The organism is Luteibacter yeojuensis (assembly GCF_011742875.1).
Taxonomy (GTDB): Bacteria; Pseudomonadota; Gammaproteobacteria; order Xanthomonadales; family Rhodanobacteraceae; genus Luteibacter; species Luteibacter yeojuensis.
Map to the genome: position 1 here is coordinate 2345992 of NZ_JAAQTL010000001.1, position 26505 is coordinate 2372496.

Annotated in this window: 24 protein-coding genes; 12 read left to right on the forward strand and 12 right to left on the reverse strand. The window is 67.4% G+C overall.

Features of this window, described 5'->3' with window-relative positions; genetic code table 11:
- Positions 1 to 1218, forward strand: coding sequence for a nucleotidyltransferase family protein (locus tag HBF32_RS10720; protein WP_166699616.1), 1218 nt, complete (start codon positions 1 to 3; stop codon positions 1216 to 1218).
- 18 nt (positions 1219 to 1236) lie between these two features.
- Here HBF32_RS10720 and HBF32_RS10725 read toward each other — a convergent pair whose 3' ends face one another.
- Genes HBF32_RS10725 through HBF32_RS10750 form a run of 6 tightly spaced genes read right to left on the reverse strand, consistent with a single transcriptional unit; the run spans position 1237 to position 7804 of the window.
- Positions 1237 to 2376 (reverse strand): glycosyltransferase, encoded by a 1140-nt coding sequence (locus HBF32_RS10725; protein WP_166699617.1) that lies wholly within the window; start codon positions 2374 to 2376, stop codon positions 1237 to 1239.
- The gene (locus HBF32_RS10730; RefSeq protein ID WP_193570351.1) at positions 2373 to 3482 is read right to left on the reverse strand and encodes a glycosyltransferase family 4 protein; all 1110 of its coding nucleotides are present in this window, start codon (positions 3480 to 3482) and stop codon (positions 2373 to 2375) included. Before HBF32_RS10730 ends, HBF32_RS10725 begins: the two co-directional genes overlap by 4 nt.
- Before the next feature lie 23 nt (positions 3483 to 3505).
- Positions 3506 to 5017, reverse strand: coding sequence for a B12-binding domain-containing radical SAM protein (locus HBF32_RS10735; RefSeq protein ID WP_166699619.1), 1512 nt, complete (start codon positions 5015 to 5017; stop codon positions 3506 to 3508).
- Positions 5014 to 5736, reverse strand: a complete 723-nt coding sequence (locus HBF32_RS10740) for a class I SAM-dependent methyltransferase (RefSeq protein ID WP_166699620.1) — start codon at positions 5734 to 5736, stop codon at positions 5014 to 5016. The genes HBF32_RS10735 and HBF32_RS10740 overlap by 4 nt, the downstream gene beginning before the upstream one ends.
- Complete coding sequence (locus tag HBF32_RS10745) at positions 5733 to 6956, reverse strand: amidohydrolase family protein (protein ID WP_425482201.1); 1224 nt, start codon at positions 6954 to 6956, stop codon at positions 5733 to 5735. The genes HBF32_RS10740 and HBF32_RS10745 overlap by 4 nt, the downstream gene beginning before the upstream one ends.
- A gap of 2 nt (positions 6957 to 6958) precedes the next feature.
- The gene (locus tag HBF32_RS10750; RefSeq protein ID WP_166699621.1) at positions 6959 to 7804 is read right to left on the reverse strand and encodes a class I SAM-dependent methyltransferase; all 846 of its coding nucleotides are present in this window, start codon (positions 7802 to 7804) and stop codon (positions 6959 to 6961) included.
- A gap of 278 nt (positions 7805 to 8082) precedes the next feature.
- On the opposite strand from HBF32_RS10750, the gene HBF32_RS10755 reads away from it, so the two are divergent.
- The 4 genes from HBF32_RS10755 to HBF32_RS10770 all read left to right on the forward strand — a co-directional run bounded on the left by HBF32_RS10755 (position 8083) and on the right by HBF32_RS10770 (position 14879).
- Positions 8083 to 12672 (forward strand): RHS repeat-associated core domain-containing protein, encoded by a 4590-nt coding sequence (locus HBF32_RS10755; RefSeq protein WP_166699622.1) that lies wholly within the window; start codon positions 8083 to 8085, stop codon positions 12670 to 12672.
- A complete protein-coding gene (locus tag HBF32_RS10760; protein WP_166699623.1) occupies positions 12669 to 13013 on the forward strand; it encodes a hypothetical protein in 345 nt (114 codons plus the stop codon). The genes HBF32_RS10755 and HBF32_RS10760 overlap by 4 nt, the downstream gene beginning before the upstream one ends.
- Before the next feature lie 7 nt (positions 13014 to 13020).
- Complete coding sequence (locus tag HBF32_RS10765; RefSeq protein ID WP_166699624.1) at positions 13021 to 13983, forward strand: RHS repeat-associated core domain-containing protein; 963 nt, start codon at positions 13021 to 13023, stop codon at positions 13981 to 13983.
- A 419-nt stretch (positions 13984 to 14402) separates the two neighbouring features.
- Positions 14403 to 14879, forward strand: a complete 477-nt coding sequence (locus tag HBF32_RS10770; RefSeq protein WP_166699625.1) for a hypothetical protein — start codon at positions 14403 to 14405, stop codon at positions 14877 to 14879.
- A 1-nt stretch (position 14880) separates the two neighbouring features.
- On the opposite strand, the gene HBF32_RS10775 is transcribed toward HBF32_RS10770, so the two are convergent.
- From HBF32_RS10775 to HBF32_RS10800, 6 genes are read right to left on the reverse strand one after another with little or no spacing between them, the layout of a single operon-like run.
- Positions 14881 to 15693: a Wzz/FepE/Etk N-terminal domain-containing protein gene (locus HBF32_RS10775; RefSeq protein ID WP_166699626.1), complete on the reverse strand. Its 813-nt coding sequence runs from the start codon at positions 15691 to 15693 to the stop codon at positions 14881 to 14883.
- Positions 15666 to 16847 carry a hypothetical protein gene (locus HBF32_RS10780; RefSeq protein ID WP_166699627.1) on the reverse strand — a complete coding sequence of 394 codons (1182 nt, stop codon included), beginning with the start codon at positions 16845 to 16847 and terminating at the stop codon, positions 15666 to 15668. Before HBF32_RS10780 ends, HBF32_RS10775 begins: the two co-directional genes overlap by 28 nt.
- A complete protein-coding gene (locus HBF32_RS10785) occupies positions 16844 to 17782 on the reverse strand; it encodes a glycosyltransferase family 2 protein (RefSeq protein ID WP_240147820.1) in 939 nt (312 codons plus the stop codon). The genes HBF32_RS10780 and HBF32_RS10785 overlap by 4 nt, the downstream gene beginning before the upstream one ends.
- Before the next feature lies 1 nt (position 17783).
- Positions 17784 to 19034 carry an O-antigen translocase gene (locus HBF32_RS10790; RefSeq protein WP_166699628.1) on the reverse strand — a complete coding sequence of 417 codons (1251 nt, stop codon included), beginning with the start codon at positions 19032 to 19034 and terminating at the stop codon, positions 17784 to 17786.
- Positions 19031 to 20158 carry a DegT/DnrJ/EryC1/StrS family aminotransferase gene (locus tag HBF32_RS10795; RefSeq protein ID WP_166699629.1) on the reverse strand — a complete coding sequence of 376 codons (1128 nt, stop codon included), beginning with the start codon at positions 20156 to 20158 and terminating at the stop codon, positions 19031 to 19033. The genes HBF32_RS10790 and HBF32_RS10795 overlap by 4 nt, the downstream gene beginning before the upstream one ends.
- Positions 20152 to 20577: a sugar 3,4-ketoisomerase gene (locus HBF32_RS10800; RefSeq protein WP_166699630.1), complete on the reverse strand. Its 426-nt coding sequence runs from the start codon at positions 20575 to 20577 to the stop codon at positions 20152 to 20154. The genes HBF32_RS10795 and HBF32_RS10800 overlap by 7 nt, the downstream gene beginning before the upstream one ends.
- Before the next feature lie 141 nt (positions 20578 to 20718).
- Between HBF32_RS10800 and HBF32_RS10805 the strand changes: the two genes are divergently transcribed.
- From HBF32_RS10805 to HBF32_RS10835, 7 genes are read left to right on the forward strand one after another with little or no spacing between them, the layout of a single operon-like run.
- The gene (locus tag HBF32_RS10805) at positions 20719 to 21267 is read left to right on the forward strand and encodes a cytochrome b (RefSeq protein WP_240147821.1); all 549 of its coding nucleotides are present in this window, start codon (positions 20719 to 20721) and stop codon (positions 21265 to 21267) included.
- Positions 21268 to 21321: 54 nt separating this feature from the next.
- Positions 21322 to 22662, forward strand: coding sequence for a cytochrome C (locus HBF32_RS10810; RefSeq protein ID WP_166699632.1), 1341 nt, complete (start codon positions 21322 to 21324; stop codon positions 22660 to 22662).
- 35 nt (positions 22663 to 22697) lie between these two features.
- Positions 22698 to 23081 (forward strand): c-type cytochrome, encoded by a 384-nt coding sequence (locus HBF32_RS10815; protein WP_166700514.1) that lies wholly within the window; start codon positions 22698 to 22700, stop codon positions 23079 to 23081.
- Positions 23082 to 23128: 47 nt separating this feature from the next.
- The gene (locus tag HBF32_RS10820; protein ID WP_166699633.1) at positions 23129 to 23902 is read left to right on the forward strand and encodes a TorF family putative porin; all 774 of its coding nucleotides are present in this window, start codon (positions 23129 to 23131) and stop codon (positions 23900 to 23902) included.
- A 52-nt stretch (positions 23903 to 23954) separates the two neighbouring features.
- Entirely contained in the window at positions 23955 to 24551 is a 597-nt protein-coding gene (locus HBF32_RS10825) for an RNA polymerase sigma factor (protein WP_193570352.1), read from the forward strand.
- Positions 24548 to 25189 (forward strand): anti-sigma factor family protein, encoded by a 642-nt coding sequence (locus tag HBF32_RS10830; RefSeq protein ID WP_166699635.1) that lies wholly within the window; start codon positions 24548 to 24550, stop codon positions 25187 to 25189. The genes HBF32_RS10825 and HBF32_RS10830 overlap by 4 nt, the downstream gene beginning before the upstream one ends.
- The gene (locus tag HBF32_RS10835; protein ID WP_166699636.1) at positions 25186 to 26502 is read left to right on the forward strand and encodes a S8 family serine peptidase; all 1317 of its coding nucleotides are present in this window, start codon (positions 25186 to 25188) and stop codon (positions 26500 to 26502) included. Before HBF32_RS10830 ends, HBF32_RS10835 begins: the two co-directional genes overlap by 4 nt.
- The last annotated feature ends 3 nt before the right edge of the window (positions 26503 to 26505 follow it).

The following is a 26505-nucleotide window of genomic DNA, read 5'->3' on the forward strand; positions in this document are numbered from 1 at the left end:
ATGACCCCTCCGCTCAAGCTCGTCCGCCGTGGCCTCCACGACACCACCGAGATCCTTGCGGCGGAACTGGCGCTCGCACAGCCCGGCACCGAGATGCCGGCATGGAACGAACTGGAATGGCGGCTGGCGACCGCGGCCGCCGTCGCCCACGGCATCTCGCCGCTGCTCTGCCGTTTTTCCACCTGGCAGCGACCGGCCTGGCGACGCTTCCTCGTGGAGCAGCGCGGCCACGTGGCGCAACGGCATGAACGGATCGCGACGTTGCTTCGCCAGATCGATGCGGAAGCCCGCGCCGCCTCCCTGCCGCTCATGGCATTGAAAGGCGCGGCCCTGCATGCGCTGGGTCTTTACGCGGCGGGCGATCGGCCGATGGCGGACATCGACCTGCTCGTCGACGACGCGCATGCCGACGCCACGGCGAACCTGCTTGCCTCGCTCGGCTACGAGGCATCGTTCACGCAATGGAAGCATCGCGTGTTCAAGCCGGCCGGCATGGCCCCGGTCACCGGCCTCGGCGAGCATCGCGACACCCCGGTGAACATCGAACTGCACACGCGCATCCACGAGCGCCTGCCGGTCGCCACCGTCGACATCACCGCGCAGGTGCGGACACGCGACGCGTCGCCTGGCATCAACCCCTATCCGTCCATGGGCGCGCTGATGAGTCACCTGCTCCTGCACGCCGCGGGCAACATCTGCGGCCGCAGCCTGCGCCTCATCCATCTCAACGACATCGCCCTGCTCGCCACGCGCATGACGCCTTCCGACTGGGAGCCGCTATGGTCCGGCGGCGCGCCATGGTGGGCCCTCCCGCCGCTGCGCCTCGTCGCGCGCTATTACCGGGACGCGGTGCCCGGGGTCGTCCTTGCCCGGCTCGAACGCGACTGCCCGCTGCTCCTGCGCGCCTTCGCACACCGCCAGACGCTTACCCGCCTGTCCTGCTCGAACCTCTGGCTGGACGCGCTCCCCGGCCTGGAATGGACGCGCTCCCCGCGCGACGCCGTGCGCTACCTGAAGAACCGCCTGCGTCCCACCCAGGAAAGCGTGAAGGAACGCGCCGACATGGTCCGCACCCAGGCGTGGCTGCAAGGCCAGGACTGGGTCACCCTCGGCCACCGCCGCCGCCTGCTCACCTGGCTCACGCGGCCGGTGCCGCGCATGGATACGTTGTATGTGGTGCGCAAGGCCCTGGAACACGGGACGCCGCTCGCGGGCTGACGAGCGCCAGGCGCGGAATCACGGGATCCCCGGGCCCCCTTCTTCGCGAGCATGGGCGGCGAGAGGGAGCAGTTCCTCGTAAAGTGCCTGGAACGATGCCGCCGTACGGTCGGCGTCTTCCGCCAGGGCGTGACGTTGCGCTTCCCTCGCCAGGTCGATGCGCAAGACGTCGTCGTCGACGACCCGGGCGATCGCGTCGGCCAGGGCGTTCGCGTCTCCCACGGGGACGGCAAGCGCCGCCGCCGGGGCCCATTCGGCGATGTGACCCACGGCGGTCCCGACGGTAGGAATGCCGGCTACCGCCGCTTCGAGGAAAACCAGCGGTCCGGCCTCGTGCAGCGAGGACATCACGAGCAGGTCCGCCGACGCCATCAACGCGCGCAGTTCGCGCTGGGTACGGAAGCCGAGGAAGCTCACGCGTTTCCCGAGGCCAAGACAGCGCGACAAGGCCTGGATCTCGCCGTGGAGGGTATCCACGCCGACGATGCGGAGGTCGAACTCCACACCCGCGTTCGCCAGCTTCGCCATGGCGCGCAGCAAGGTCGCCTGGTCCTTGACGCGGTTCAGGCTGGCGACGTGGATGAGGCGGGCGGGCCCCCCGTCGCGCGGCCGCGGGGCCAGCGGCGGCCACGTGCCGGTATCCACGCCAAGCGATACGCGCCGCGCCGGAATGCCCAGCGCGCGCAACGAACGCAGGATCGGGGCGCTGGCGGCGGTCACGACGTTCGCAGCGCGCAGGACCACGGCCTCGCGCAGGCGGCTGCGCCACTTGCGCCGCCCGCCGTAGTCGATCGAGGTCAGCGCCACGAGTTCCCCGCCGGCGATGTGCACGAGACTCGGACGGCGCAGCCACTTGGCCGCGGCGACGGCGATGAAACCGCAGTGACCGGAGAAGATCGCCTGCACGACGTCGAATGGCCCGCGCCCGTGTTCCTCGCGAATTTCCCGGATGGCGCGCCACACGGTACGGCACGCGCCGATATTGTGGACAGTCGCGCCGGCCAGCGGCCACGATCCGGGCCGCGGCTCCTGGTGCAGCGCGAACACATGCACCTCATGCCGGCGTGCCAGCCGCCCGATGAGCGCGAGGAAGGCCGGGATCACCCGCTCTTCGCCGCCGCGGTCGACGCCCCCCGGGAGCACCAGCGCGATCTTCACGACGGTACCCGCGCCGCTTGCAGTTGCGCGTAGACGCCCGCCCAGGTCGCGCCCAGCGCTTCGAAGGACAACGCCGCATCGAAATGCGCGCGCACCCGACGCCGTTCGCACGACCCGGCAGCCGCGTCGACCAGTGCATCGGCCAACGCCATGGCGTCGCCGCGCGGCCAAAGCGTCCCGACACGGCCTGCGTCGGTCATCGCCCTGAACGAGGGAATATCCGTGACCACGGGATAGGTGCCGCAAGCCATCGCTTCCAGCAAGGCATAGCCCGCGCTTTCCGCGAGACTGGCCGAGACGAAGAGATCCGCCGCGCGCATGAGCGCCTCGATCCGCGCGTGCGGCACGTTGCCCAGCAAGCGGACGCGGCCGGCAAGGCGCTCGTCGCTATCGATGCGCCGTTGCACCCCGGCCATCAGCGGCGCCGTGCCGAACACGCAATACAGCCTCAGGTTCGGCAGACGTTCCACGGCACGGGCGACGCCGTCGAGCATCGTCATGGGGTCCTTGCCCGCGGCGAGGTGACCGACCGAGAGAACGCACGGATCGCCATGCAGGCCCGTCGCCGCGCGTGCTTCCGCGCGATCGCCGGTCGTGAAGCGGTTGCTGCTTTCCGGTACGGCGAAAATGCGCGTCCCGCGATCGAACAGACGCCGCCGGAGGAAGGGTTCCGCCTGCACCGCCGAGGTGAAGACGATGCCCGATGCGGCGCGGTACCAGTGTCGCCATGGAAGTCGGCGCCAGCCGCGGGGTACGCCATCCGCATGGTCCTGGAACACGAGGGGAAGCGCAGGATGGCAACGCGCCATGGCCGCCGCATGGCGCGCATAGGCCAGGCTGTGCACATGGACGACATCCGCACCCAGCGCGGCCACGGTGCGTGCCGCGTGGCGGCCGAGTTCGCCGGCATGCCGCGTACCGCCCGTATCGACGAAGCGGTAATCCACACCGTTGCGGGTCACCTGCGTGTCGAATCCCGCCATCTGCACGACCGATACGCGCGTGCCGCCCCCGGCGACGATCTCGGCGATGTCCACGAGCGAGCGCCAACGCGCCAGTACCTCGTCCGCGCCGAGCCCGTGCGGCGCGTTCAGGAAATTGACCATCGCGACATGCACGAGGGCGCCGCTCAGAGGCCGGACACCTGCGGCAGGCGCAGGCGCACCAGGCGGTTGGCGAGGTTGAGTTCCCAGGGCCTGTCGTAGCGCCGCCGGTGGTAGCGCCAGGCGGCCATCGCGCTCAGGCCGCGCTTCGCCCACGGCGGCGAGCGCAGGTCCTGCACCGTGGGAAAACGGCAGCGCAGCACGGTGACGAAATCCTGGATGTGCCGGCGCAGGTCGTCGCCGAGCCACGGCGCGTCCGCGTGGCAGGCGTAGTCGACCCAGCGTTTTTCCGTCCAGCCTTCCGGCGACGTGGGAAATTCGACCGGCTCCCCACGCAGGTCGAGCAGCGGCATGGACGCGCGCTTGCCGCGGTCCTTCTCGTGCTTGCTGCTTTCCGGCAGCGGCGTGTAGATGTAAACGATGATTTCCGACTGCGGGTTGATCTTCTTCAGCTCGCGGATGAATTCAAAGGTATGAATGGTTTCCTCCTCCGTGTTCACCGGCGGCGCGACCATGAAGGAGAGTTCCGGAATCACCCCGTTCCGCCGGCAAAGTTCCGCCACTTCCAGCGTCTGGTCCGGACGCGTGCCCTTGCGGATCTCCTTGAGCATGGCCCCGCTGGGCGATTCCGCGCCGATATAAGCCATGCGCAGGCGGCTCTTGCGCACCAGTTTCCAGGTCGATTCGGAAAGGTTGAGCAGCGCGTCCGAGCGCGCGTAGCACCACCAGGGCAGTTCCAGCTTCGCCATGATCTCGAGCAACGGCACCATGTCCGCCTCGCGGTCGAAGAAGTTGTGGTCGAAGAACTGGATGGCATCGGCGCCGAGCCCGTGTTTCAGGTAACGGAGGTCGCGCTCGAGCCGTGCCGTCGTGGGTAGCGCCGTCGTGCCGCCGAACATCGCCGCCACGCCGCAGAACGTGCAGCGGAAACGACAGCCGATCGCCGCCTGGTGGGCTGCCGTGCGCCGGCCGAGGAAGGTGCGTGCAAGGTAGCGGCGCGGATCGCCGAGCTTGTCGTAGGGCAGCACGATGCCGCTGTCGCCGAGCGAGAAACGCCGGTTGGGATTGTGCACGGCGACGCCGTCCCGTTTCCACGACAGCCCGCCGATGCGCGACACGTCGCGTCCGGGGCGGCCCAGCGCCGCCAGCAGTTCGGGCAGGCTTTCCTCGCCCTGCCCCCGTATCGCGTAATCGACGTAGGGAGCGGACAGCGCGGTATCGGTATACAGCGTGGGGAAGTAACCGCCCCACACGATCGGCAGGTGCGGATGACGCTCGCGTATCGCCTCCGATACGGCGATCGATGGCGCCATCTGCGGCCCGCCCATGACGCTGATGCCCACGGCGTCGAAGCGCTCCCGCTCCAGTGCCTGCAGCGTGGCGCCAACCACGTCGCGATCCACGTTGCCGTCCACGATGCGGCTCGTCCCGTCGCGGTCGAGCGCGGCGGACAGGTGGAGCAACGACAGCGGAAATCGTGCGCTGGCGCGCGAGGTGATGGTGGGATTGACCAGCAAGGTGTTGGGGGACGAACTCATGTCGGCGCACCGGGAAGAGGAGCGGGAACGCGGCGCAGCCCGAACACCAGCGCCACCGGCACGTCGAGCGCCTGGCGATCGAAGCGCGCGCCGGGGGGAATGTCGACGGGATCGAGCATCGGCTCGAGCACCTGCTCGATCGCCAGGCCGAGGCGCGCGCAGGCGGCATGCCAATGGCTGTAGAGATGCGGGGTATGGCGTACGGCATAACGGCGGCCACCGGCCTTGAAATCGCGTAGCCAGCCCAGCGCATGTCCCGTCGGGTGCACGTCGCTGCACAGGATGCGGCCGCCCGGCCGGGTCACCCGGCGCAGTTCGGCGAGCGCCGGTTCGAGCTGTTCGAGGTGGCCGATCGTGAGGCCGCATAGCGCGAGGTCCGCGATCCCCTCCTCCAGCGGCAACGCATCCAGGCTGCCCTGCCGAAGTTCCACACGCGAGCCGCCATTCGTCTGCACCGAAACGGCCTCGGCTCTCGCGAGCATCTCGGGCGACAGGTCCACGCCATGCACGCGGGCCGCGCCACGGTCCAGGGCATGGCGGATGTACCGGCCGCTGCCGCAACCCGCGTCCACCACGATCGCGCCGCGCAGATCGGCGGGCAGCAGTCCGAGCATCGCGCGCTCTTCCGCGCGCATCACCGGATTATGCGCGCAGGCCGGATAGTCCGCGGCCCAAAGCGCGTACGCCAGGGCGGGTTCGAGGATGCGTGTGGCGGTCATGCGCCGCCCCATGCGCGCCGGACGGCGCGACCGATGGCGACCGCCGGTTCCAGTCCAGGCTCCATCGCCAGCAGGTCCGGATCGGCGAAGGCCCGCGCAAGCAACTTCGGCTTGCCGTCGAGCGTCACCGCCATCGTGTCGACGTTCGCCGCGGCGAACCAGTCGGCGAAATCCGGATCGGCGAGGCAAGGCAGGCCGTCGCGCACCACGGCACGCAGCTCGGCGCGCGAGCGGCCGACAAGATTGCCCGCCACGTCGCCGCCCCGATCCTCGACGATCACGAGATCCGCCACGCAAGGGGCGTCGAGACTGCCGCGACCGGGGAGGCCGAGAATACGTGCGGCATCGGCGGTCGCCAGTCCGAGCAGCGCGTCCGCGCCCAGTTCGCCGCGCGCGGCTTCGACGCGTAGCTCCTCGAGCAGGTCGCGAGCACCGCTCAGCCTCGAATCGCTGCCCAGCGCGAGGCGTCCGGCGGACTGCAACGGACGCGGATCGAGTGAACGCCCCAGCAGGCGATGGTTGCTGCCCGGGCACCACACCACGCTGGCGCCGGCGGCGAGCACGCGCTGGATGTCGCGGGCACCCATCCCTACGCCGTGGATGAGCACGGTGTTCATGGCGAGGCAACCCATACGGTCGAGTTCGTCGAGCTCGCCGGCCGCCAGTGCATCCGTGCCCTCGGCGAGGTGGATCATCCACGGCCTGCCGAACGGCGTCGCGGCGAAGCTGGCGCGGACCGGCGGGCCATAGGCCGGGCCGTGCAGCGCGTAGCTCCATCCGTGGTCGCGCAGCACGCTCACGGGGAAATCGGGACCGTCGAGCACCGGATGCCATGGATCGTGGTGGGCCACGCAGGTGACGCCGGCCAGCAGGTTCTTCAATCCGCCGTGACGCATGCGCCTGGCCTTGGGCACCGCCAGCGCGGCGACGGTCGCCGGGTCGGCGAAGTGCGCCTGGAAGGCCTCGATCCAGTCGTACGCATTCGGAAAGACGGTATCGCCGGGCAGCGGCGGCACGTTGTTCACCTGGAGGTGCTCGTGTGCATTCAGCAGGCCCGGAAACACGACGTGGTCGCGAAGGTTCACCGGGAAGGCGCGGGGCGCCGCGCGGGCGGCGATGCGGCCGCCGCGAAGGTGCAGCGGCGCACGCATGGGTCCATGGCTGCCGGCCAGGATGGCGCCGGCGAGGGTGAACCCCGGGATGGATGCCGTGCCGCGCATGCTCAGCGCCGGTGCATGACGATCAGGAAGTGGTCGCCCATGTCGCGCAGCAGGGGAAGATCGCCGAAGCGATCGTCCAGTCGGCCCAGGCGCTCGTACCAGCCGGGCCGGCGACGATAACGATCGACCATGTAAGGCGGCGGAAGAAACAGGCTCAACGCGCGATAGCTGTCCAGCGTGAAATGGTCCGCGAACGCCGCATGGAATTCGCGCGGCATGTAATACCAGGTCCAGATGGTATGGCCATTCATCCCGACCGCCCGCGCGCCGGTGCCGAAGCGGACGGCCGCGCGGCCGAAACGGCGGCGCACGGCGTAATGGCCTAGTTCCCACGGACAGATCCTGCCCATCACCGAGAAGACCAGGCTGCCGCCGGGACGCACGAGCCGCGCGCATTCCGCGGCGACGGCATGCAGGTCGGGCGCGCAATTCAGCGGCCCGAAATTGGAGTAGATGCCGTCGAACCGCCCGCCCAGCAGGTGCAGTTGCTGGATGCCGAGATGGACCGCGCTCAGGCGCGACGCCACGCCGGCGTCCACGGCGCGCGCACGCGTCCGCTCGACCATCTCCGGCGACCAGTCGCTGGCCACGACCTGGTAGCCGTGGCGCGCGAACTCCACGGCGTCCAGGCCCGTACCGCAACCGAGATCGAGAAGGCGCGACCCGGCGGGCAACGCGGTGCCGACGGTGTTCCACATCGTGGTGCGCATCCGCTGGATCAGTTCGTTGTTGCCGCGCGGCCCGTCGTAATCGGGCGCGACACTGTCGAACGCCCGCTGCGTGTCGAGCAGCCGCGACTCGTCGAAGTCGCCGGATGCCAGCCGCCCGGTATGTGCTTGTTCAGTCATGCCGGTGAGTGCCGCGCCGGGGGCTTTAGGTTTAACGTCTCGGCCCGGCTCCGCCATCGCCCTCACGTCTGGACGTGTCGGCAAGAGCCCTGCGCCGCCCTCCCTCGACCGAGTGATTGCGGGCGCCTGTACCCCAGCGATCCAGTTCGCTGCAAGGCTCTCTCGAATAAGACATTTCTCAAAGGCAAATCCGATCGATTTTTCAGAATTTTCCCGTATCTTCGTTCGTGCTCGGCCTCTACCTTGCGTGCTCTCTTTAGCACGCCGGGAAAGACACCATGCCGATTCATCGTTCGACGCATGCGCATCGCGCTACGCTCGCCGTCGCGATTTCGTTCGCTCTTGTCGCCGGCACCGCGCAAGCACAGGAGACGCCGGAGCCCTTTCCCGCCTATCGCGACGGCCACCTCGTGCCCACGCCCGAGGGCGACGAGCACCACGATGGCACCTTGCTGGCGAGTGATGTCGCCCAGGCCGCCGATGTCTGGTGCGCGAGTCATTCAGAGTACCCGGGCTGCGTCCTCAAGACCCACGCCGAGCGCGAGATCCCCGGTGCCGACGGCAAGCACAGCGCGTACTCCAAACTCGACATCACCCTGGAACTGACCGACACGCAAGGCCGGGTGAGCGAGCGGGTGATCGACGGCGGGATCGGCCTGGTTCGTTCGTGCCCCACCGATGCCATCCTCGTCACCGATGCCGGCGGCTACCTGGACAATCGCGAGCGCGTCACCGCACAACGCGCGGTGGCCTGCGCCTCCCCCGACGCCCTGCCCAAGAGCGCCTCACTCGGCGTGCCCGAGGAAAGCGGCGCCAACCAGTGCCCGATCGGCAACAGCCCCATGGTGGGCAACCCGCTCAATCCGTTGACGATGAGCAAGATCGAACAGGTGGTGGATTATGTAGGCCCGACCGCGTCGGGGCTCACCTTTGGCCGCACGTACCACAGCGGAGCCTTTCCCCTGGGGGGCGTGGATCCGAAGACGGGAGCGCGGTATCCCGCCGGCGCACGCATCGGTGCCCGTTGGCGGCATACCTACGACCGCGCCTTCGTCCGCCGCCCGTACTACGACGGGGCGGGGCGGGTCTACGGCACGGCGCTGCACCTGCTCCGCGAGGACGGGGGCGAGACCCGCTTCGTCAAGCAAGGCGACACCTTCGTCCCGGCCGAGGGCGAGCGCGGCAGCCTGCGCGAGCATCCCGAGGGCGGCTGGATGTACACCTGGGCCGACCTGACCGTCGAGCGCTTCGACGACCAGGGCCGCTTGCGTTCGCGTACCGATGCCAACGGCAATACCCTCACCCTGCATTATGACGAGATCACCGTCGGCATCGGCGTGCGGGTGACCGTGCTGGTGCGGGTCAGCGACCGCCAGGGCCGTGAATTGCGCCTGGGCTACGACCGCCTGGGCCGGGTGGAAACCGTCGATACCCCCGACGGCCGGCTCAACTACAGCTACAGCGGCGACCTGCTCGAAGGGCTGGATGCGGACCTGGTCAAGGTCGGCTACCCCGACGGCCACGCGGTGGCTTACCTCTACGATGAGCCTGGCCTGGGCGGCACGCCCAACCACAAGCTCACCGGCATCGTCGGTCAGGACGGCAAGCGCTTCGCGACCTTCCGGTACGATGCCTACCACCGTGCCGTCGGGTCGGCTCACGGCGAGGATACCGAGCGCACCGACCTGCGCGTGTGGGACGACACGCAGATCGACATCGAGCGCCCCGGCCGGGACGGGGAGCACTGGTCGCCAACCTATGCGAACGGCGTGATTCGTCTGGGCCAGCGCGAGGAAGACCGCCGCGGTCATTCGGTCACCCGCGACTTCGCCTACCTGGGCAACCTGGTCACCCGGCAGACCGATTACCTGGGCGTACCCACCACCTACCGTTACGACCGAACGCGTCAGCTGGAGGTCGAGCGCACGGAGGCCGAAGGCACGCCGGTGGCGCGCACGGTCACCACCACCTGGCACCCCATCTTCGACAAACCCACGCGCATCGACCGCGGTGCGACCTGGACCACCTTCGACTACGACGCCCGGGGTAACCTCGTTGAACAACGCGACGGCGGCCGCGCCGATGCGGGCGACGACACGACCGCGCCCTGGCCGGAGGAACGCATCACCCGCTACACCCACGATGCCGCCGGTCGGCTTCTCACCGTCGATGGCCCCCAGCCCGGCGCGGACGACACCACCCGGTATAGCTACCGCCTCGCCGATGCCCCGGGCTGCGCCAGCGGTGGCGCCTGCGACTGGCGCCAGGGCGACCTGCACACCGTCACCCATCCCCTCGGCCACGTCCACACCGTGCTCGCCTACGATGCCGCCGGTCGTGTGCGCACCAGCACCGATGCCAACGGCGTGCGCACCGAGCGCACCTACGATGCGATGGGCCGTCCCCTCACCGTGACCCTGCGCGCTCGCCGCGACGGCACGCCGTCCGCGACGGACATCGTCACCCGCGCGACCTACACCGCGCACGGCGACCTGGATACGCTGACCGATCCGGACGGGGCCACCCTCACGCATCGTTACAATGCCGCCCGCCGTCTGATCGAACAGGTCGATGCACTCGGCCGCACGCGCCGGATCGAACGCGACGCACAAGGCCTGATCGACAACGATCGCTTCAACCGCGCCGATGGCACCGAGGATCTGCATCGGGCATTCCGCTACGACAATGACGGCGTCGTGGAGCGGGTCATGTACAACGGCTCGATCATCGACTACGAAGTCGATGCCAACGGCCGCCTTCTGCAGCGCTTCGGCTGGTTCCGAAGTCCCGCCCTCACCCGCGACGCCCGCGGCCGGGTCGCGCGGCTCACCGAAGGCCGTGGCGACGAAGCCGCCGAGACGACCCTGACCTACGACGGCACCGACCAGGTCAAAACCGTCGTCGACCCCAAGGGCCTGGCCACCGCTTACCTGCGCAACGGCCTGGGCGACCTGCTCTGGCGGCGCAGCCCCGACACCGGCGACACCATCTTCGAACCCGATGCCGCCGGCCAGCCCGTGCGCGAGACGCCGGCCGACGCCCGCACCCTTGAGCGGGCTTACGACGCTGCCGGACGCCTCACCGCGGTGACCTACAGCGACACCGCCAAGACCACGTTCGTCTACGACCAGCCCGAACTGGCCTGCGCCCCCGACGCCACCTTCGCGGTGGGTCGCCTGAGCACCGTCACCGATCGCGACGGGCGTACCAGCTTCTGCTACGACTTCGCTGGAAGGGTCGTACAGAAAATCCAGGTCACGCGCGGGGTTCGTCTGGAATTGCGCTACGCCTATACCCCTGCCGGCCGCCTGGCCGCCATGACGTATCCGGATGGCCGCACGGTCACCTACACGCGAGACGCTGCGGGTCAGGTCACGGGCGTGACCACGCAAGCCCCCCTGGCCGCCGCGCAGCCGCTCATCACCGATGTGCAGCACGACGCCCTCGGCCGCGTCCTCGGCTGGACCGCCGGTACCCGCAACGTCACCCGCGGTTACCACGCGCTGGGCCTGGTCACCGGCGTGCACGACCTGCGCCCCGGCGGGCTCAACCTCACCCTCGACTACCTTAACGGCGAGGTCGATACGATCAGCAGTGGGTTGGTCCCCGGTTTCATGTTCCACGACAGTGCCGCCCGTCTCGTCGCGACCAGCTGGCTGGGCCTGCCCGCCGTACTGCACCAGTACAGCTACGACGGCACCGGCAACCGGCTCACCTGGGACACCGGCGCGTTACAGAAGCGTCGCTACGTCTACGCCGAGGACAGCCACCGGTTGCTGATCGGCGACAACGTCCCGCGCGAGTACGATGCCAACGGCAACACCACCCGCATCGGCGAGCGCGGCTTCGTCTACGACGCCAGCGGCCGGATGAGCCAGGCCACCGTCAACGGCGTGGTCGAGATGAACTACGCGTACAACCCGTTCGGGCAACAGGTGGCGAAATACATCGCCGGACAGACCACCGTCGCCCTGCACGACGAGGCCGGCCATTGGCTCGGCGACTACGACGGTGCCGGCCAGCCGATCCGTCAGGTCGCCTGGCTCGACGATCTGCCGATTGCCGCCATCGACGGCAATGCCATCCGCGACATCCAGACCGACCACCTGGGCACGCCGCGCGTGGTCATCGACCGGGCGACGGACAAAGCCATCTGGACCTGGTCGATCGTCGGCGATGCGTTTGGTAGCGATGCGCCCAATGAAGATCCCGATGGCGACGGCACGAAGTACGTCTTCGACATGCGCTTCCCAGGACAGCGCTACGACGCGGTGACCAAGCTCTTCCAGAACGGCTGGCGCGATTACGATCCGCTGGGTGGGCGGTATATCCAGAGCGATCCGATCGGGCTCAGCGGAGGCATTTCGACCTATGCCTATGTGGGGAGCAATCCGTATGCGCGGGTTGATCCCCGAGGACTGGATGGCATGATCGTCACGTTCCCCAACTACATGGTCGACACGGGATTTGGCTTCAAGGCGCCGTTGGGTCATTCTGGCGTCATCGCCATCAATGATATGACCGGGGACGCACAGTACTTCGATATAGGCCGCTACGGCGGCAAGTACGGCGATGTGCGTGGACCATCTCCTGTCGGAAAAATCTCGTTCGATGCACAAGGGAATCCTACGCACTCCTCGCTTGTGGCAGTACTGGAAAAAGTATCTAGCGAGTTTGGACGAGGATACACATCGGTAATGACGGCATATAGCAAGGATGCTGATGCTCTTTCGATGTGGGCCTATGCCATGGAAAGAAAGGAGAATAGAGAAAAGTACCCATACACCGTTAATCCGTTCAGCACATACCCAATGAACTTCTGCCACAGCTTTGCAAAGGAAGTTTTCTCGGCGGGAATGGGGAGGTGAAGTACGTTCTAACGGCAATCACCTATACCCTGATGGCCCTATCAGCCCTCATGTTTCTGAAAAGCCTTGATCGCGCTGTAGAGATTGATGATCTGAAGTCTCACATAGAGCAACAAAATCGAGCCATTGCTTTCTTACAATCAATTAATGTTGAAGCTATGACCCCGTGCACCATGAAAATTAACGCATTCGATCGGCTTGCAAAGGCGAGCGGGTACGCATCGACCACATGGACAAATGAGCATGTATTCGTCGGCCCCTTTCAAGTTAAACGACGTGGTGATTGCATCTCCAGCATGAAGCTCATCGGGCTTCCTGGCCATCCTGGCCGGGGAAATTAGGCGAGCGATGCAAGATGTCGCAGGGATGAAAACATGTGGAGATCAACTACAGGTACACCCATTCGGCCAGCGGTCGAAGTACATCGCTGGACAAACCACCGTCTCCCTGCACGACGAGGCCGGCCATTGGCTCGGCGACTACGACGGCGCCGGCCGCCCGATCCGCCAGGTCGCCTGGCTGGACGATTTGCCGCTGGCGGCCATCGACGGCAACGCCATCCGCGACATCCAGACCGACCACCTGGGCACACCACGCGTGGTCATCGACCGCACGACGGACAAAGCCATCTGGACCTGGTCGATCGTCGGCGATGCGTTTGGCAGCGATGCGCCCAATGAAGATCCCGATGGCGACGGCACGAAGTACGTCTTCGACATGCGCTTCCCAGGACAGCGCTACGACGCGGTGACCAAGCTCTTCCAGAACGGCTGGCGCGATTACGATCCGTTGGGTGGGCGATATATCCAGAGCGATCCGATCGGGCTCGCGGGTGGGATTTCGACCTATGCCTATGTGGGGAGCAATCCGTATGCGCGGATTGACCCAACTGGTCTGTTCAATCTCTTGGTAGGAGGAAATCTCACGTTTATCCCTGCTGGCGGCGGTGGTGTCGGGGGAGGATTCTATCTCAGTTACACCGCAGAACAGGGGCTAGACTTCGGGGTTTATGGGTCAGTGAAAGGCGGCATCGGAGCCGAGATTGGAGCTGGATTGAGCGCAGGATATGTGCCCGGCGACGCATCGAATATCAGTGGAACCTCTCTTGACGCCTCCATATCCGGAGGGGTGTTCTCCGGCACAGTGGGTGGAGCCGTGAGTCAGCCGACCTATGCAAGTTATAGCGTCGGTCTTGGCATTGGATTGCCCGCGGGAGCATCACTGAGCGCTACGAAAACTTCTCACGCAAGCGCTCTCAATGGGCTGCGATGGGTCGGGAAGAAGCTTGGTTTCGGCAACGGTTGCGATTGATCAGAGCAGGCGAACTAATGCACATTATCCTCTATGTGACTGGCCTATTAATCATAACTCTATGGGGCTTAGGAGCGGCATCGTTCCTTTGGATGTTGGTCTCGTCGCCCCTCTTGCTTGGTCAATTTAGATCACCTAAAGACATGTATTCGAAAAGAACACTATGGAATCCTCTCAACGCCCTTCTACTCCCGCACTTGCTTACTGAAAGAGGACTAAAGATAAGGAGACACATAGGTCGTGCGGGCGTGATCTTTGTTTGCAGTCTGGCAATACTTGGACTGTTGCTAGGTCTCATTGGATTAATGGATACGTAAGCCCATGGAACGCCAACCGACAACGTCCCGCGCGAGTACGATGCCAACGGCAACACCACCCGCATCGGCGAGCGCGGCTTCGTCTACGACGCCAGCGGCCGGATGAGCCAGGCCACCGTCAACGGCGTGGTCGAGTTGAACTACGCGTACAACCCGTTCGGGCAACAGGTGGCGAAATACATCGCCGGACAGACCACCGTCTCCCTGCACGACGAGGCCGGCCATTGGCTCGGCGACTACGACGGTGCCGGCCAGCCGATCCGGCAGGTCGCCTGGCTGGACGATCTGCCGATCGTGGCCATCGACGGCAACGCCATCCGCGACATCCAGACCGACCACCTGCGCACGCCGCGCGTGGTCATCGACCGGGCGACGGACAAAGCCATCTGGACCTGGTCGATCGTCCATTCCTGCCGGGGAAGCAATGTTCAGACGAACGCCCTATCGAACGAGCTGAGCAACAGTGACGCTACCACACCATTGCTCTTCCCGGCAGATCGTCCACGCATCTGCCCCGTGGCAGCACAGCGAGCTGGTTACACGATGCCTTCGGAGAGATTGCGGGCATCCATGAGTTGAATCAGGCCGTGCGCCGGCGCAGCGCATGGCGGGCCACGGCGGCCATCGAGGCGAGGAAAGCGGCGGCGAGGAATCCAATGCCGCCCGTGAGCACGATGTTGGGGAGCACCCGGTCCTTCGGCACGTAGACCGGCCAGGCCATCGACGTCTGGTAGGTGTAATTGGCGAGCTGGCGGGTGGCCAGGTCGGCCCGGGCATGCTCGAGTTCGCGGATGTCGTCATTGCTGCTGGCCAGGGCCACCGCGGCCACCGCGGCGGCGTCGCCCCTGCCCGTCGCTTCCGCGACGAGCCGGTCGCGATCGGCTTGTGCCTGTTTCAGGTTCGCGTCCAGTTCGTCGAGGCGCTCCTTGGCGAGCGCGGTCGGCCTGGCGCCGATCTCCGCGTGCACGGCGTGGAGCACGGTCGCCGTGGCGGTGGCGAGCTGCTTCGCGTCCTCCGCCGAATAGCCGCGGACGCTGAGCTTGACGAGATTGGCGTAAGCCAGTTGCTCGATCCGCATGCTGCGGCGGTAGAGCGCCCCAGCCGGCGCGTCCACGGGCACGCCGATGCTTTTCAGCACGTCGTCCTGGAATGCCCGCGTCTCCAGCCGTTCCACGGTACGCGAGAACGCTTCGACATGAGGATCCTGTCCCGCCGGTGCGAAGCCCATCTGGCCGATCTGGATCCAGGCGGTGGCCTCCCACTGGCTGCGTGCATGGTGAAGGTAGGCGAACGTGGCCGCGAGCACGAGGACGCCGACGCCGATGAACCAGCGCCACTCGCGGACGACGATGCGCCACATGTCGATCAGATAGATTTCGTCGTCGTTGGCCATGCGGGAAACTCGTCGAGGGGATCGGGGGGAACGGGAAGCAGGAGGTGCCGGTTCGGCAACAGCCCTGCCAGCAGCTGGAGAAGCAGGCACAGCACGAGGAAGCCGCCGTTCATCCAGATGAAAATCTGCGGTGCGAAGGGCGACATCATGGAAACGTAGGCGATGCGCAGGAACATGAGCAGGCCGAACAGGGGAACCCCCGGCCGCAACCGGCGAACGCACCAGAGCAGCAGGAGGTAGGCCGCGACCATGGACGTAACCGCGCCGCGCACGCCCCAGGCCAGCAGGAAGGGCAGGTATTCGGTGCCTACGTTGATGTTCGCGGCATCGAGGGGGATATCGGTGTCCGCCGTCAGGAGCGGACCACTGCCCGGCACGAGCTGATGGAAGAGAAAATCCGGATTGGCGTAATGCTTGGCCACCATCGACGCGAAGTTGTACGGACCCGCGCTCACATAAAGAAGCAGCCACTTCACGCCCTGTGGCGCGGCCTTGTAGAGATCGCCGAAAGGCAGCCGCACGTTCTCGATGGAACCGGAGCGGAGCGTGCCGAGTACCGAGAACACCACGCAGCCGGTCACGGCGAGCGCAGCGATGGTCGCCCACGGCCATGGCCGCGCGGCATCGCGGCGCAGGGCCAGCACGAAGGCGATCGAAAACAGCCCGGCGAAGATGCGATTGCGGTCGATCACCAGCACGGGGAAGACCAGGCCCACGATCACGAGGCCATGACGCAACGCGGGGTGGCGCGCGCAGAGCAGGCCGACGACCGGCAGCGTCCAGCACATGTCGGAGACGTGCCGAAGATGCTCGCGCCCGGGTTCGAGCACGGCGTACGAGGATGGATCGCTGATGAGCGGCACCGGAAAGAGCGCGACGTCGAGCACGCAGAACACGACGACGACACCCGCGAACGCCAGCGCCACGAAGCCCTCCCGCGTCCCTGCGTAGTGCCGCTCGCGGAAGCGGTCCGCACCGGGAAGCCGTACCCCGAACAGCATGTCGACCAACAGGATGCCCGCCGCCACGATCGCCAGCAGCAGGATGCCCTGCCCGTAACCCTCCGGCAGATCGTAGGTGAAGGCGGTGATGCCGCAGGCCAGCAGCATCGGCAGGCAGAGGTAGCTCGACGGCAGGCGGAGGAGTTTTTTCATGCGGCGCCCACCCGGTGTCGGGCATGACCGAAGCGTAGCTTCGACAGCGCCATCAGCGCCATGTAGGCGGTCATGTGCACGGCGACCCGCCCCAGCCTGCCTTGCAGGAACGCGATCTTCGCGCCGATGCGGCAGGCCTCGGCGCGCAGGCGCGTGCGGTCGGGCTCGGCGAACATGCTGACGCGTCGCAGCGCCACTTCGCGCGCCTCGGTGAGGTTCACGATGCGGGTGGCGGTATGCCGGGTCTTGCTGAAGTTGGCGCCGTGGAGGCGGTATGCGCAGACCTTCACATCGATGAAGCCGATGGCGTCGCGCGCGGCGAGGCGCAGGAACAGGTCCCAGTCGTCGATACGCAGTCCCTCCGTCCAGCGCGCGACGGTTTCGAGCGCGCCCTTGCGCAGCATGGTGACCGGACCGCCGATGGCCCAGTGGCTGATCACCGCGCGGCGGATACCGTCGTCGGACAGGTAGAGGCGCTTGTCGGCGCCATGCAGGTCGCACATGCCGCTGTCCAGGATCTTCTTGCCGTCGCCGTCGACGACCACGCAATCGCCGATGGCGGCACCTTTGGCCGGATGGGCCATGAGGTAACGGACGAGCGCTTCCGAACCGCCGGGAAGGAGATAATCGTCGCTGGCGCCGATGCGCAGGAACTCACCGTGCGCACGCGCCGCCAGCTCGTTGAGCGTGGCGGCGATGCCCTTGTTCCCGCGGCTCACGTATTCCACGGCGATGTGGTCGCGGTGCAGCGACAGCCATCCCTCGATCCGCTCGGCGGTACGGTCGGTCGAGCCGTCGTCGATGATGACGATCTCCTTGGCCGGGTACGGATCGGCGAGGATGCTGTCCAGGCAATGCTGCACGAAAGCCTCGTGGTTGTACGCGGGGACCAGCACGGAAACGAGCGGCATCGACATCGTCGGGGGATCGATCATGTCAGAGGGCTCCCAGGTAGCGCCGCGCCACCACGAGGTTGAAGACCAGGTAGATCGCGTAGTTCGCGGCGAACGCGTACATCGCCCCGATGAGCCCGAAGTGCGCGGTGAAGACGTGGACGAGAAGGAAGTAAGTGCCTGCGAAAACCAGTTCGGAAACGACGAACAGGCGCGTCATCGCCTTGGCCAGCATCAGGTAGGCCAGCACGAAGGAAGCGATCTTCAGCACGTCGCCCAGCAACTGCGGCGCATACAGCGCGTTGGCCGCGGCGAAGTCGCCGCTGAACAGCACCCGCGTGACCGTGTCGCGCAGCGGGTAAATGCAGGCGGCCACCAGCGTCACCGCCGGCAGCAGGTAACGCCACGCCTCGCCTAGGGCGGCGACCAGGGGAGCCTTTTCCTTCGCCGCCGCCAGCCGCGGCAGGTAGTAGATGTTGATCGCCGTGACAAGGAAGAGCAGGTAGGCATCCGAGACGCGCGTCACGGCCTGCCAGTAGCCCACCTGCGTCCAGCCGAAACGGCTGGCGAGATCGTCGCGCACGGCGATGTTGACCAGTGGCGGCACCAGGGCCGAGGTCAGCGTCATCGTGGAGAACGCCGCCAGCCTTCCGGTCATCTCGCGATCGAAGCGCATGCGCAGCATGCCCCTGCTGAAGTAGGGGCTGCGCCACCATGCGGGCAGACCCACGACCAGCCACAGCACCTGGCCCAGCACCAGCGAAAGCAACGCACCGTACAGATGCAGCCAACGCGACAGCGCGAGTGCGGCCAGCATCGCCAGCAACGAGCCCGCGACCTGGATGAGCGCGAGCCGGCGTACGTCCATGAAGCCGTTCACGACGGCGAGGATGTAGTTGAGGACCGCGACACCGAGCTGCGCGAAGGCAAGGACGCGGACGAGACTCGCATAGCTCGCGTCGCCGAGAAGCCATGCCGCGATCCTTGCGCTGAACACCCACGTGACCAGACCCATTGCACAGGACGCCAGCAACGCGTACCACAGCGCCGCCGACAGGAGACGCGAAAGCCGGACGCCGTCCTCGCGGTACTCCGCCACGTATTTCACGACGGCCGATCCGATCCCTCCGCCGGCGAACACCGCCAGCAGCGACATCAGGCTGATGAACTGGCCAAGGCGCCCCACGCCGGCGGGCCCCGCGAACGACGCGACGAGCTTTACCACCAGCAGCGCCGCGAGCAGGCGCGCCGCGGTGCCGGCAGCCGCATACGCGCCGGAGCGGACGAAGCTCATGGCACCGGAAACGAAAGGCAGGCATCGATCACCCGCTCGACCTGACCGCCCCCGAGGTTGGGCGCCATCGGCAGGCTCAACACCTCGTCGTGCATGCGTTCCGTCAGCGGCAGGGAGAGGCCGGCCAGTTCCGGATACGCCCCTTGCCGGTGCGGCGGGACCGGATAGTGCACGAGTGTCCGCACACCCGCGCCGGCAAGATGCGCCATCAATGCGTCGCGCCGGGCACTGCGCACGACGAACAGGTGCCATACGTGCCCGCCGGGCGTCCCTTCGACGGGCGTGCGAATCGCCGGATGGACGATCGCCTCGCGATAGACGGTGGCGATGCCTTGGCGCGCCGCGTTTTCCGCGTCGAGGTAGCGCAGCTTCACGCGCAGCAGCGCCGCCTGCAACTCGTCGAGGCGCGAGTTGATTCCCTTGCGCGCATGCCGGTATTTCTCCGCCGATCCGTAATTGCGCAGCGCGCGCACGGTGGCCGCCAGGATGTCGTCATCGGTCGTCACGGCGCCCCCGTCGCCCAGCGCGCCCAGGTTCTTGCCGGGATAGAAGCTGAAACCCGCCGCGTCGCCGAACGAGCCCGCCTTGCGCCCGCGGCAAGCCGCGCCATGCGCCTGCGCGGCGTCCTCGATCAGCAGCAGGCCGTACCTGCGCGCGATCCCGCCCAGCGCCTGCATGTCGGCCAACCGACCGTAGAGATGCACCGCCATGATGGCGCGCGTGCGCGGCCCGATGGCCGCCTCGACGCGGACAGGATCGATGTTGAACGTATCGTCGTCGGGTTCCACCGGCACGGGCACCAGGCGGTTGGCGCTCACGGCGAGGAAGCTCGCGATGAAGGTATTCGAGGGCACGATCACCTCGTCGCCCTCCTGCAGCACGCCGAGTTCGATGTAGGCACGCAGGATCAACGCCATGGCATCCAGGCCGTTGCCCACGCCGATGGCGTGGCGCACACCGCACCATGCGGCGAACTCCTCCTCGAAGGCCGAGAGTTCCTCGCCGAGTACGTATCGGCCGGCATCGATGACCCGGGCCGCGGCCGCCTTCAGTTCGTCGGCATGCGCAGCATTGACCTGGCGAAGGTCGAGGAACGGCACCGCGGGCGGGGCGGCGGTCACCATCCGGTACCCCCGAGCCTCGCGTCGCCGCGTACCTCGTTGAGGAATTCATCGTAGTTGGTGATGTAGTCGGCCGGATCGTAGAGCTGGTCGGCCAGGACCATCAGCACGCAGTCGTCGCTGAAATCGTGAAGGTCGCGCCACACCATGCTGCCGAGGAGCAGCCCTTTGGTGGGATCGTCCAGGACCACTTCGGTCGGTCCCGTGCCGTCGTCCAGGAGGATGGTGACGCGGCCGCGCACGGCCACGGCGAGCTGGTTCAGGTGCCGGTGCGCATGCATGCCGCGATGCACGTCGGCGTTCGTCGCGAAGAGGTAGTACACACGCCTGATGGGGAAAGGCACGTTCCGCTCCTGCTCGAGCGCGATGAGCATGCCGCGACTGTCGCCATGCGTCTGCAGGAGGATCGGTTGGATGTCCATGAGCGGGCGACCTGCTGTGCTGGCGGCGGGTTTCGATCCCTGAGTGCCGCGGCGTCCGGCAAAAGGTTGCGGGGGTGTCGGCGCAACCTTCCGCCGGCCGTCCGGCACTCAACCGGACATGGCATCCGAGGATGGTTGGCGATGGACAGAGACGAACCGGTACCGACGCGCCCACGCACCCTGGTGGCGCTCCACTGGCTCACCGTCCTGTGTGTACTCACCGCGGCGACGCTGGTCCTGGTGCGAGACGAACTCGACGGTCGCGCGGTGCGCGCGTGGCTGCTGGAGGGCCACCGCCATGCCGGACTGCTGGTGCTCCTGCTGTTTGGCGCCCGGGTGGGGCTGCGCATCCGCTACGGCAAGCTGCAGCCGGGCGGCAACCATCCGAAGATCGTGCGCATCTGCGCGGCTATCACCCACGTCGCCCTCTATGCGCTGCTGCTCGCCCAGCCCCTCCTGGGCTGGGCGATGTCGAGCGCCGCGGGCGAGGACGTGCACTTTTTCGGCCTCACGCTGCCTGCGCTGGTGGGCGAAAACGAAGACCTGGCCGACGCGTTGCAGTCCTGGCACATCGATGCCGCCTGGGCCTTGCTGGTGCTCGTGACCCTGCACCTGGGCGCCGCGCTCTGGCACCACTTCGTGCTGCGCGACCACACGCTCCGAATGATGTTACCGAGGCGCCACCGCTGATGGGCGGGGGCCGCCTGCACGTTGCGACCCATCGATAGGAAGAAGGAACAGACCATGCTGCCGTTACCCGACCGACGCGTGAAGCGAAGGACCGATATGTTTCTCCTCGGCGGCCTCGTGGCCGTCTTCCTGCTCCTCGCCAGCACGGCGGCGCAGGCCATTCCCGCCTACGCCCGCCAGACCGGCGCGGCCTGCGCGGACTGCCACGCGGGTGCGTACGGCCCGGCGCTCACGCCCTACGGCATGCGCTTCAAGCTGGGCGGCTATACCGACACGGACGGCAAGGGCACGAAGATTCCGCTGGCGATGCAGCTGACCGAGACGCATGCCAATCCGGCACGTGGCGACAGCAGCACGGCGCTGACCGAAGGCGACCTGTACCTCGCCGGTCGCCTCACCGACCAGATCGGCGGGTATGTGAAGGTGGAGGCCGACCATACCGGTCACAACACGTACAACACGAAGCTCAGCAGCGTCGACCTGCGCTTCGTCGCCAAGGAATTGAAGATCGGCGGGAAGGACACCCTCTTTGGCGTGAGCGTGAACAACAGCCCCGGCTTCACCGATCCGATCCACAACCTGCCCTCCGCCAACTTCCTCGGACCCGCGGGCATCACCGGCTCCCTGCTCAATCCGTCCAGCCCCAACTCGCTGTCCAATCGGGTGATCGGCGCCACGGCCTATGCGCTCTACGACAACGACTGGTACGGCGAAGTGGGCACCTACCGGTCCCTGCCGACGTCGCAGCAGGACCACCTTGGCTACAACGTCGGCGGCGACCCCGGACGACTGCGCGATACGGCGTATGCGCGCTTCGCGTACATGAAGGACATGAGGAAGCAGTTCTTCTCCGCCGGCGTCGTCGGCCTGACCACGAAGCGTTCGCTGCCGCGCTTCGGCCCCAGCGACGACATCGTCGACCTGGGCTACGACCTGACCTACCAGTACCTGGGCAATCGCGACCACATCGTCCAGCTCGCCTACGTGAACATCCTGGAGAAACGCGACTACGGCAGCACGCCGGTGATCGGAGGCGTCGTCGCGCGCGACAGCGGTATCGTGCACGACCAGACGATGAGCGCGACCTACACGTTCAAGCAGACCTACGGCGTGACCGTCAGCCACTTCAAGAGCACCGGCTCGCGCGACCTCGCGCGCTTCGGTCCCTCGGGCGACCCGGACACGACCACCAACCTCATCAGTGTGTACTGGGCGCCGTTCGGCAAGGACGATTCGTATACGTCGATCGCCAACCTGAAGCTCGCCGCCACCTGGTTCCGCTTCACCCGCTTCGCGGGCAGGGAGAACGACATCTTCTTCGCGCCACCGGGCACGCAGCGCACCGACGCGCGCGACCTGAACGCGTTCTCGCTCTCCGCCAGCATCGCCTTCTGACCCTGACGGGAGCCGTTCGAGTGCCGACATCCACCCTGCGACACAGCCTCCACCTTTCCCTGTTCGTCATCGCTGCCGCGGGCTGGGCAGCGGCGCCGCCCGCCCGAGCCGGCGACGCCGCTGCCGGCAAGGACGTCTTCAAATCCGAATGTGCCGAATGCCATGCCGTGAAGGAAGGGCGCAACAAGAAAGGCCCCAGCCTGTTCGGGATCGTGGGCCGCAAGGCCGGAAGCGTGGCGGACTACGACTATTCCGATGCGCTGAAACACAGTCCATGGACATGGACGACGGCGCAGCTGCATATGTATCTCTCGCAGCCCGCGAAGAAGGCCAATCCGGGCACGAAAATGAAATACGAGGGCCTCGACAATGCGAAGGACCTGGACGACCTCATTTCCTATCTCGACACCCTGCACTAAAGTGCATCCGGGCGCCGAGGGGCGCTTGGATCGGCCGGATGCAGCAGATGGAATATGGTCCCGCGTTCCCGCATGCCCCGCACGACCGGGAGGTTGCCCAAGCCCGCGCGAGCTCCAGGGCCTGCCTGGCTTTCGCCGTACTCGTGCTGGCCATGGCCTGCTCCGGCGGCGTCCGCGCGCAAGCCTCGCCACTGACCGGCACCGTCGCGCTGAGCTCGCAACTGGTGGACCGCGGCATGGCTGTCACCCGGCCCGGCCCCGTGCTGCAAGGCGCGCTCAACTGGGCGTCGCCGTCCGGCTGGTCGGTCGGCGTCTCGGCCAGCGCGCAGGACCGCTCCCCGCGCGGTTTCGTGGGCTTCGTCGCCCGGATCGCGCGCTCCTGGTCGCTCTCGACCGACTGGCAGATGCAGGCGAACCTGCTCGATTACCGCTATCCCAGCCATGGCCGGTCGAGGACCTACGACCGCACCGAACTGGGCGTGAGCTGGATCTACCGCGACGTGCTCACGTTCGGGCTGTCCGCCTCGCACCTGAGTCGCTATGGCGGCCAGCGTCCGCGCGGCGCCGCCGACCTCGGGCTGCGCTGGCCCCTCGCCCACGGCTTCGCCCTTTCGGCCAGCGCGGGCGTGGCACAGGAACTGGTGCCGCCCCGCGGAACGCGGTACGAACGCCGCAACCACTACTATTACGGGCACGCCGGCCTCACGTGGGATAACGGGCCGTGGCGGGTCGAGGTCGCCCATATCGCCAGCCATCGGGATCGCCCGGACTACCAGCCGAAGGTCGCCCCATGGACGGCGACCGTCGCCTGGGCGTTCTGAAGCCGACGCAACCTTTTGCCCCCCGCCGGGAACTCACGAGTCATCCGAACCAATGGGCCAGCCCATGAGCGATGCCGACAACGAGGCCGACGCGACCGATCGCCAGCTCCTGCGCCGCATGGCGGACGGCGACCGGGCTGCGCTCGCGGTCATGTACCGCGCCTACCATGGGCGGCTGTGCCGCTTCCTGTCGCGCATCACGCGGCGAACGGACATCGTCGAGGAAGCCATCAACGACTGCTTCTGGATCGCCTGGCAGAAGGCCGGCACGTTCCAGGGCGATTCCCGCGTTTCCACCTGGATCATGGGCATCGCCTATCGCTGCGGCCTCAAGGCCCTGCGCCAGCATGGCAGCGAGCCGGTGGACGAGGACAACCTCCCCGAGGACCGCACGCCGGCGCACGATCCCGACGACGACCGGGTGCTGCGTGACTGGCTGGGCAAGGGCCTGGACCGGTTGTCCGCCGACCAGCGCGCGGTGGTCGAACTGGTCTACGGCGTCGGCCATACCCTGGACGATGTCGCGACGATCATGGGGTGCCCGGTGGGCACCGTGAAGGCACGGCTTTTCCACGCGCGCGTGAAGCTGCGCAACGTGCTCCCCGGTCTTGCCGGCGAGCGGAACATCCACAGAGAGAACGCGCCATGACCCTCCATAAGGATGCCGGCAGGGATTGCACACGAGCCTGGGAAGCGATGCCCTGGGTACTCCGCGGCGATGCCCCCGCCGAGCAGGACGATTGGCTGAAGGCCCATCTGGCCTCCTGCCCCGCCTGTCGCGAGGAATTCGCGCAGCAGGAGCGCCTGCGCGAAGCGCTGTCCCTGCCGTCCGACCTTCCGATCGACGCCGAGGCGGGACTCGCCCGGCTGATGGCCCGTATCGACGACGCCGAAACCCGGCCGGCGGCGACGCGCCGGTTCGCCTCGTCGGGATGGCTCGTCCGCGGTCTGCTGGCTGCCGTCCTCGTCCAGGCCGTCGGTATCGGCGTGCTCGGCATCAAGCTGCGCGGCGAGGACCGTCCGGCGCCGGCCTACCGTACGCTGAGCCAGCCGGAAGCGCCGGTCGCCCCGGGTTCGCTGCGCGTGGTGCCGCAGTCGACGATGAAGGTCGCCGAATGGAACACGCTGCTGCAGGACCTGCATCTGCGCGTCACGGGCGGCCCCAACGACGTGGGCGCCTATACGCTGGTTTCCGAAGACGGCAAGGCCGCGTCGGGCGAGACGCTGAAGCGCCTGCGCGCCACGCCGGGCATACGCTTCGCGGAGCCCGTCGCCGGAGCGCCATGAAGCGCCTGCCCTTCGTCCTTTCGGCCGCGCTGGTCCTTTCCACGCTGGGCGGGTGCGTGGCCCTGCCCGCCGCCCCCGCCCCGTCCCCGGGTGCCGCCCCGGCGGCCGGCGACGTCGCCTCCATGGACAGCCGGCGCGACATCGTCCTGGCCGTGGCCAACCCGCTGGAGCCGGCGGCGACCCATGCCGGCTCCAACCTGCTCGGCTACGCGCCCACCGGCAATTACGGCGCGGGTCAGCGGGCCGCATCCGCGCTCGCCGATATCGAGAAGGCCTACGGCGTACGCACCGTCACGGGCTGGCCGATCAGGGCGCTCGGCCTCTATTGCGTCGTCCTCAAGCCGCCGGCAGGCGTGGACAGGGATGCGCTGATCGCGAGGCTGGCGGCAGACAAGCGCGTGCAGCTCGCGCAGCCCCTGCAGGATTACTCCGTCTACGGCGATGCCGGCGGTTCGCAACAGGCGGCGCCGCAGGACGGCCGCCGCTACAACGACCCCTACACGGACCTGCAGCGCGGATTCGTCGAAACGCGGGCCGCCGTCGCGCATACCGTGACCCAGGGCGACGGGGTGCATGTCGCCGTCGTCGACACCGGGGCCGACATGAGCCATCCCGACCTTCGCGACCACGTGCGCGACGGCGGCGATGCCGTCGACGACGACGCGGCCGCCTTCAACGGCGATCGCCACGGCACCGAGGTCGCCGGGATCATCGCCGCCGAGGGGGACAACCACCAGGGCATGGTCGGCATCGCGCCGAAGTCGCGCATCAGCGTGTACAAGGCCTGCTGGTATCCCGATCCCGGCAAGGGCGCGCGCTGCAATTCGTTCACGCTCGCCAAGGCGCTCGCCGCGGTCAATGACACCGATGCGCGCATCGTGAACATGAGCCTGGGCGGGCCAGCGGATCCGCTGCTCGGCAAGCTGCTCGGGCAGTTGCTGAGCCGGGGCCGCATCGTCGTGGCGGCGCTGCCGCCCGACGGGAGCACCGGCGGCTTCCCCGACAACGCGCCGGGGGTCATCGTCGTGCGCTCGAGCGCAGCCGTCCCGGCGGCGCCAGGCGTCGTCAGCGCGCCCGGCAAGGACATCCTCACGACCCAACCCGGCGGCGGCTACGACTTCACCTCGGGCTCGTCCATGGCTGCCGCGCACGTGAGCGGCATCCTGGCCCTGCTGCTTTCGCTGTCGCCGCGACTGGACGCGAACAGCGCGCGCGAGATCCTGCTGCGTACGAGCAGCGTGACCCACGGCATGCGGGAAGTGAATGCCGCCGCGGCCGTCGCCGCGCTGGGCGCCGGGCGAGGAAAGCCGTAAAAT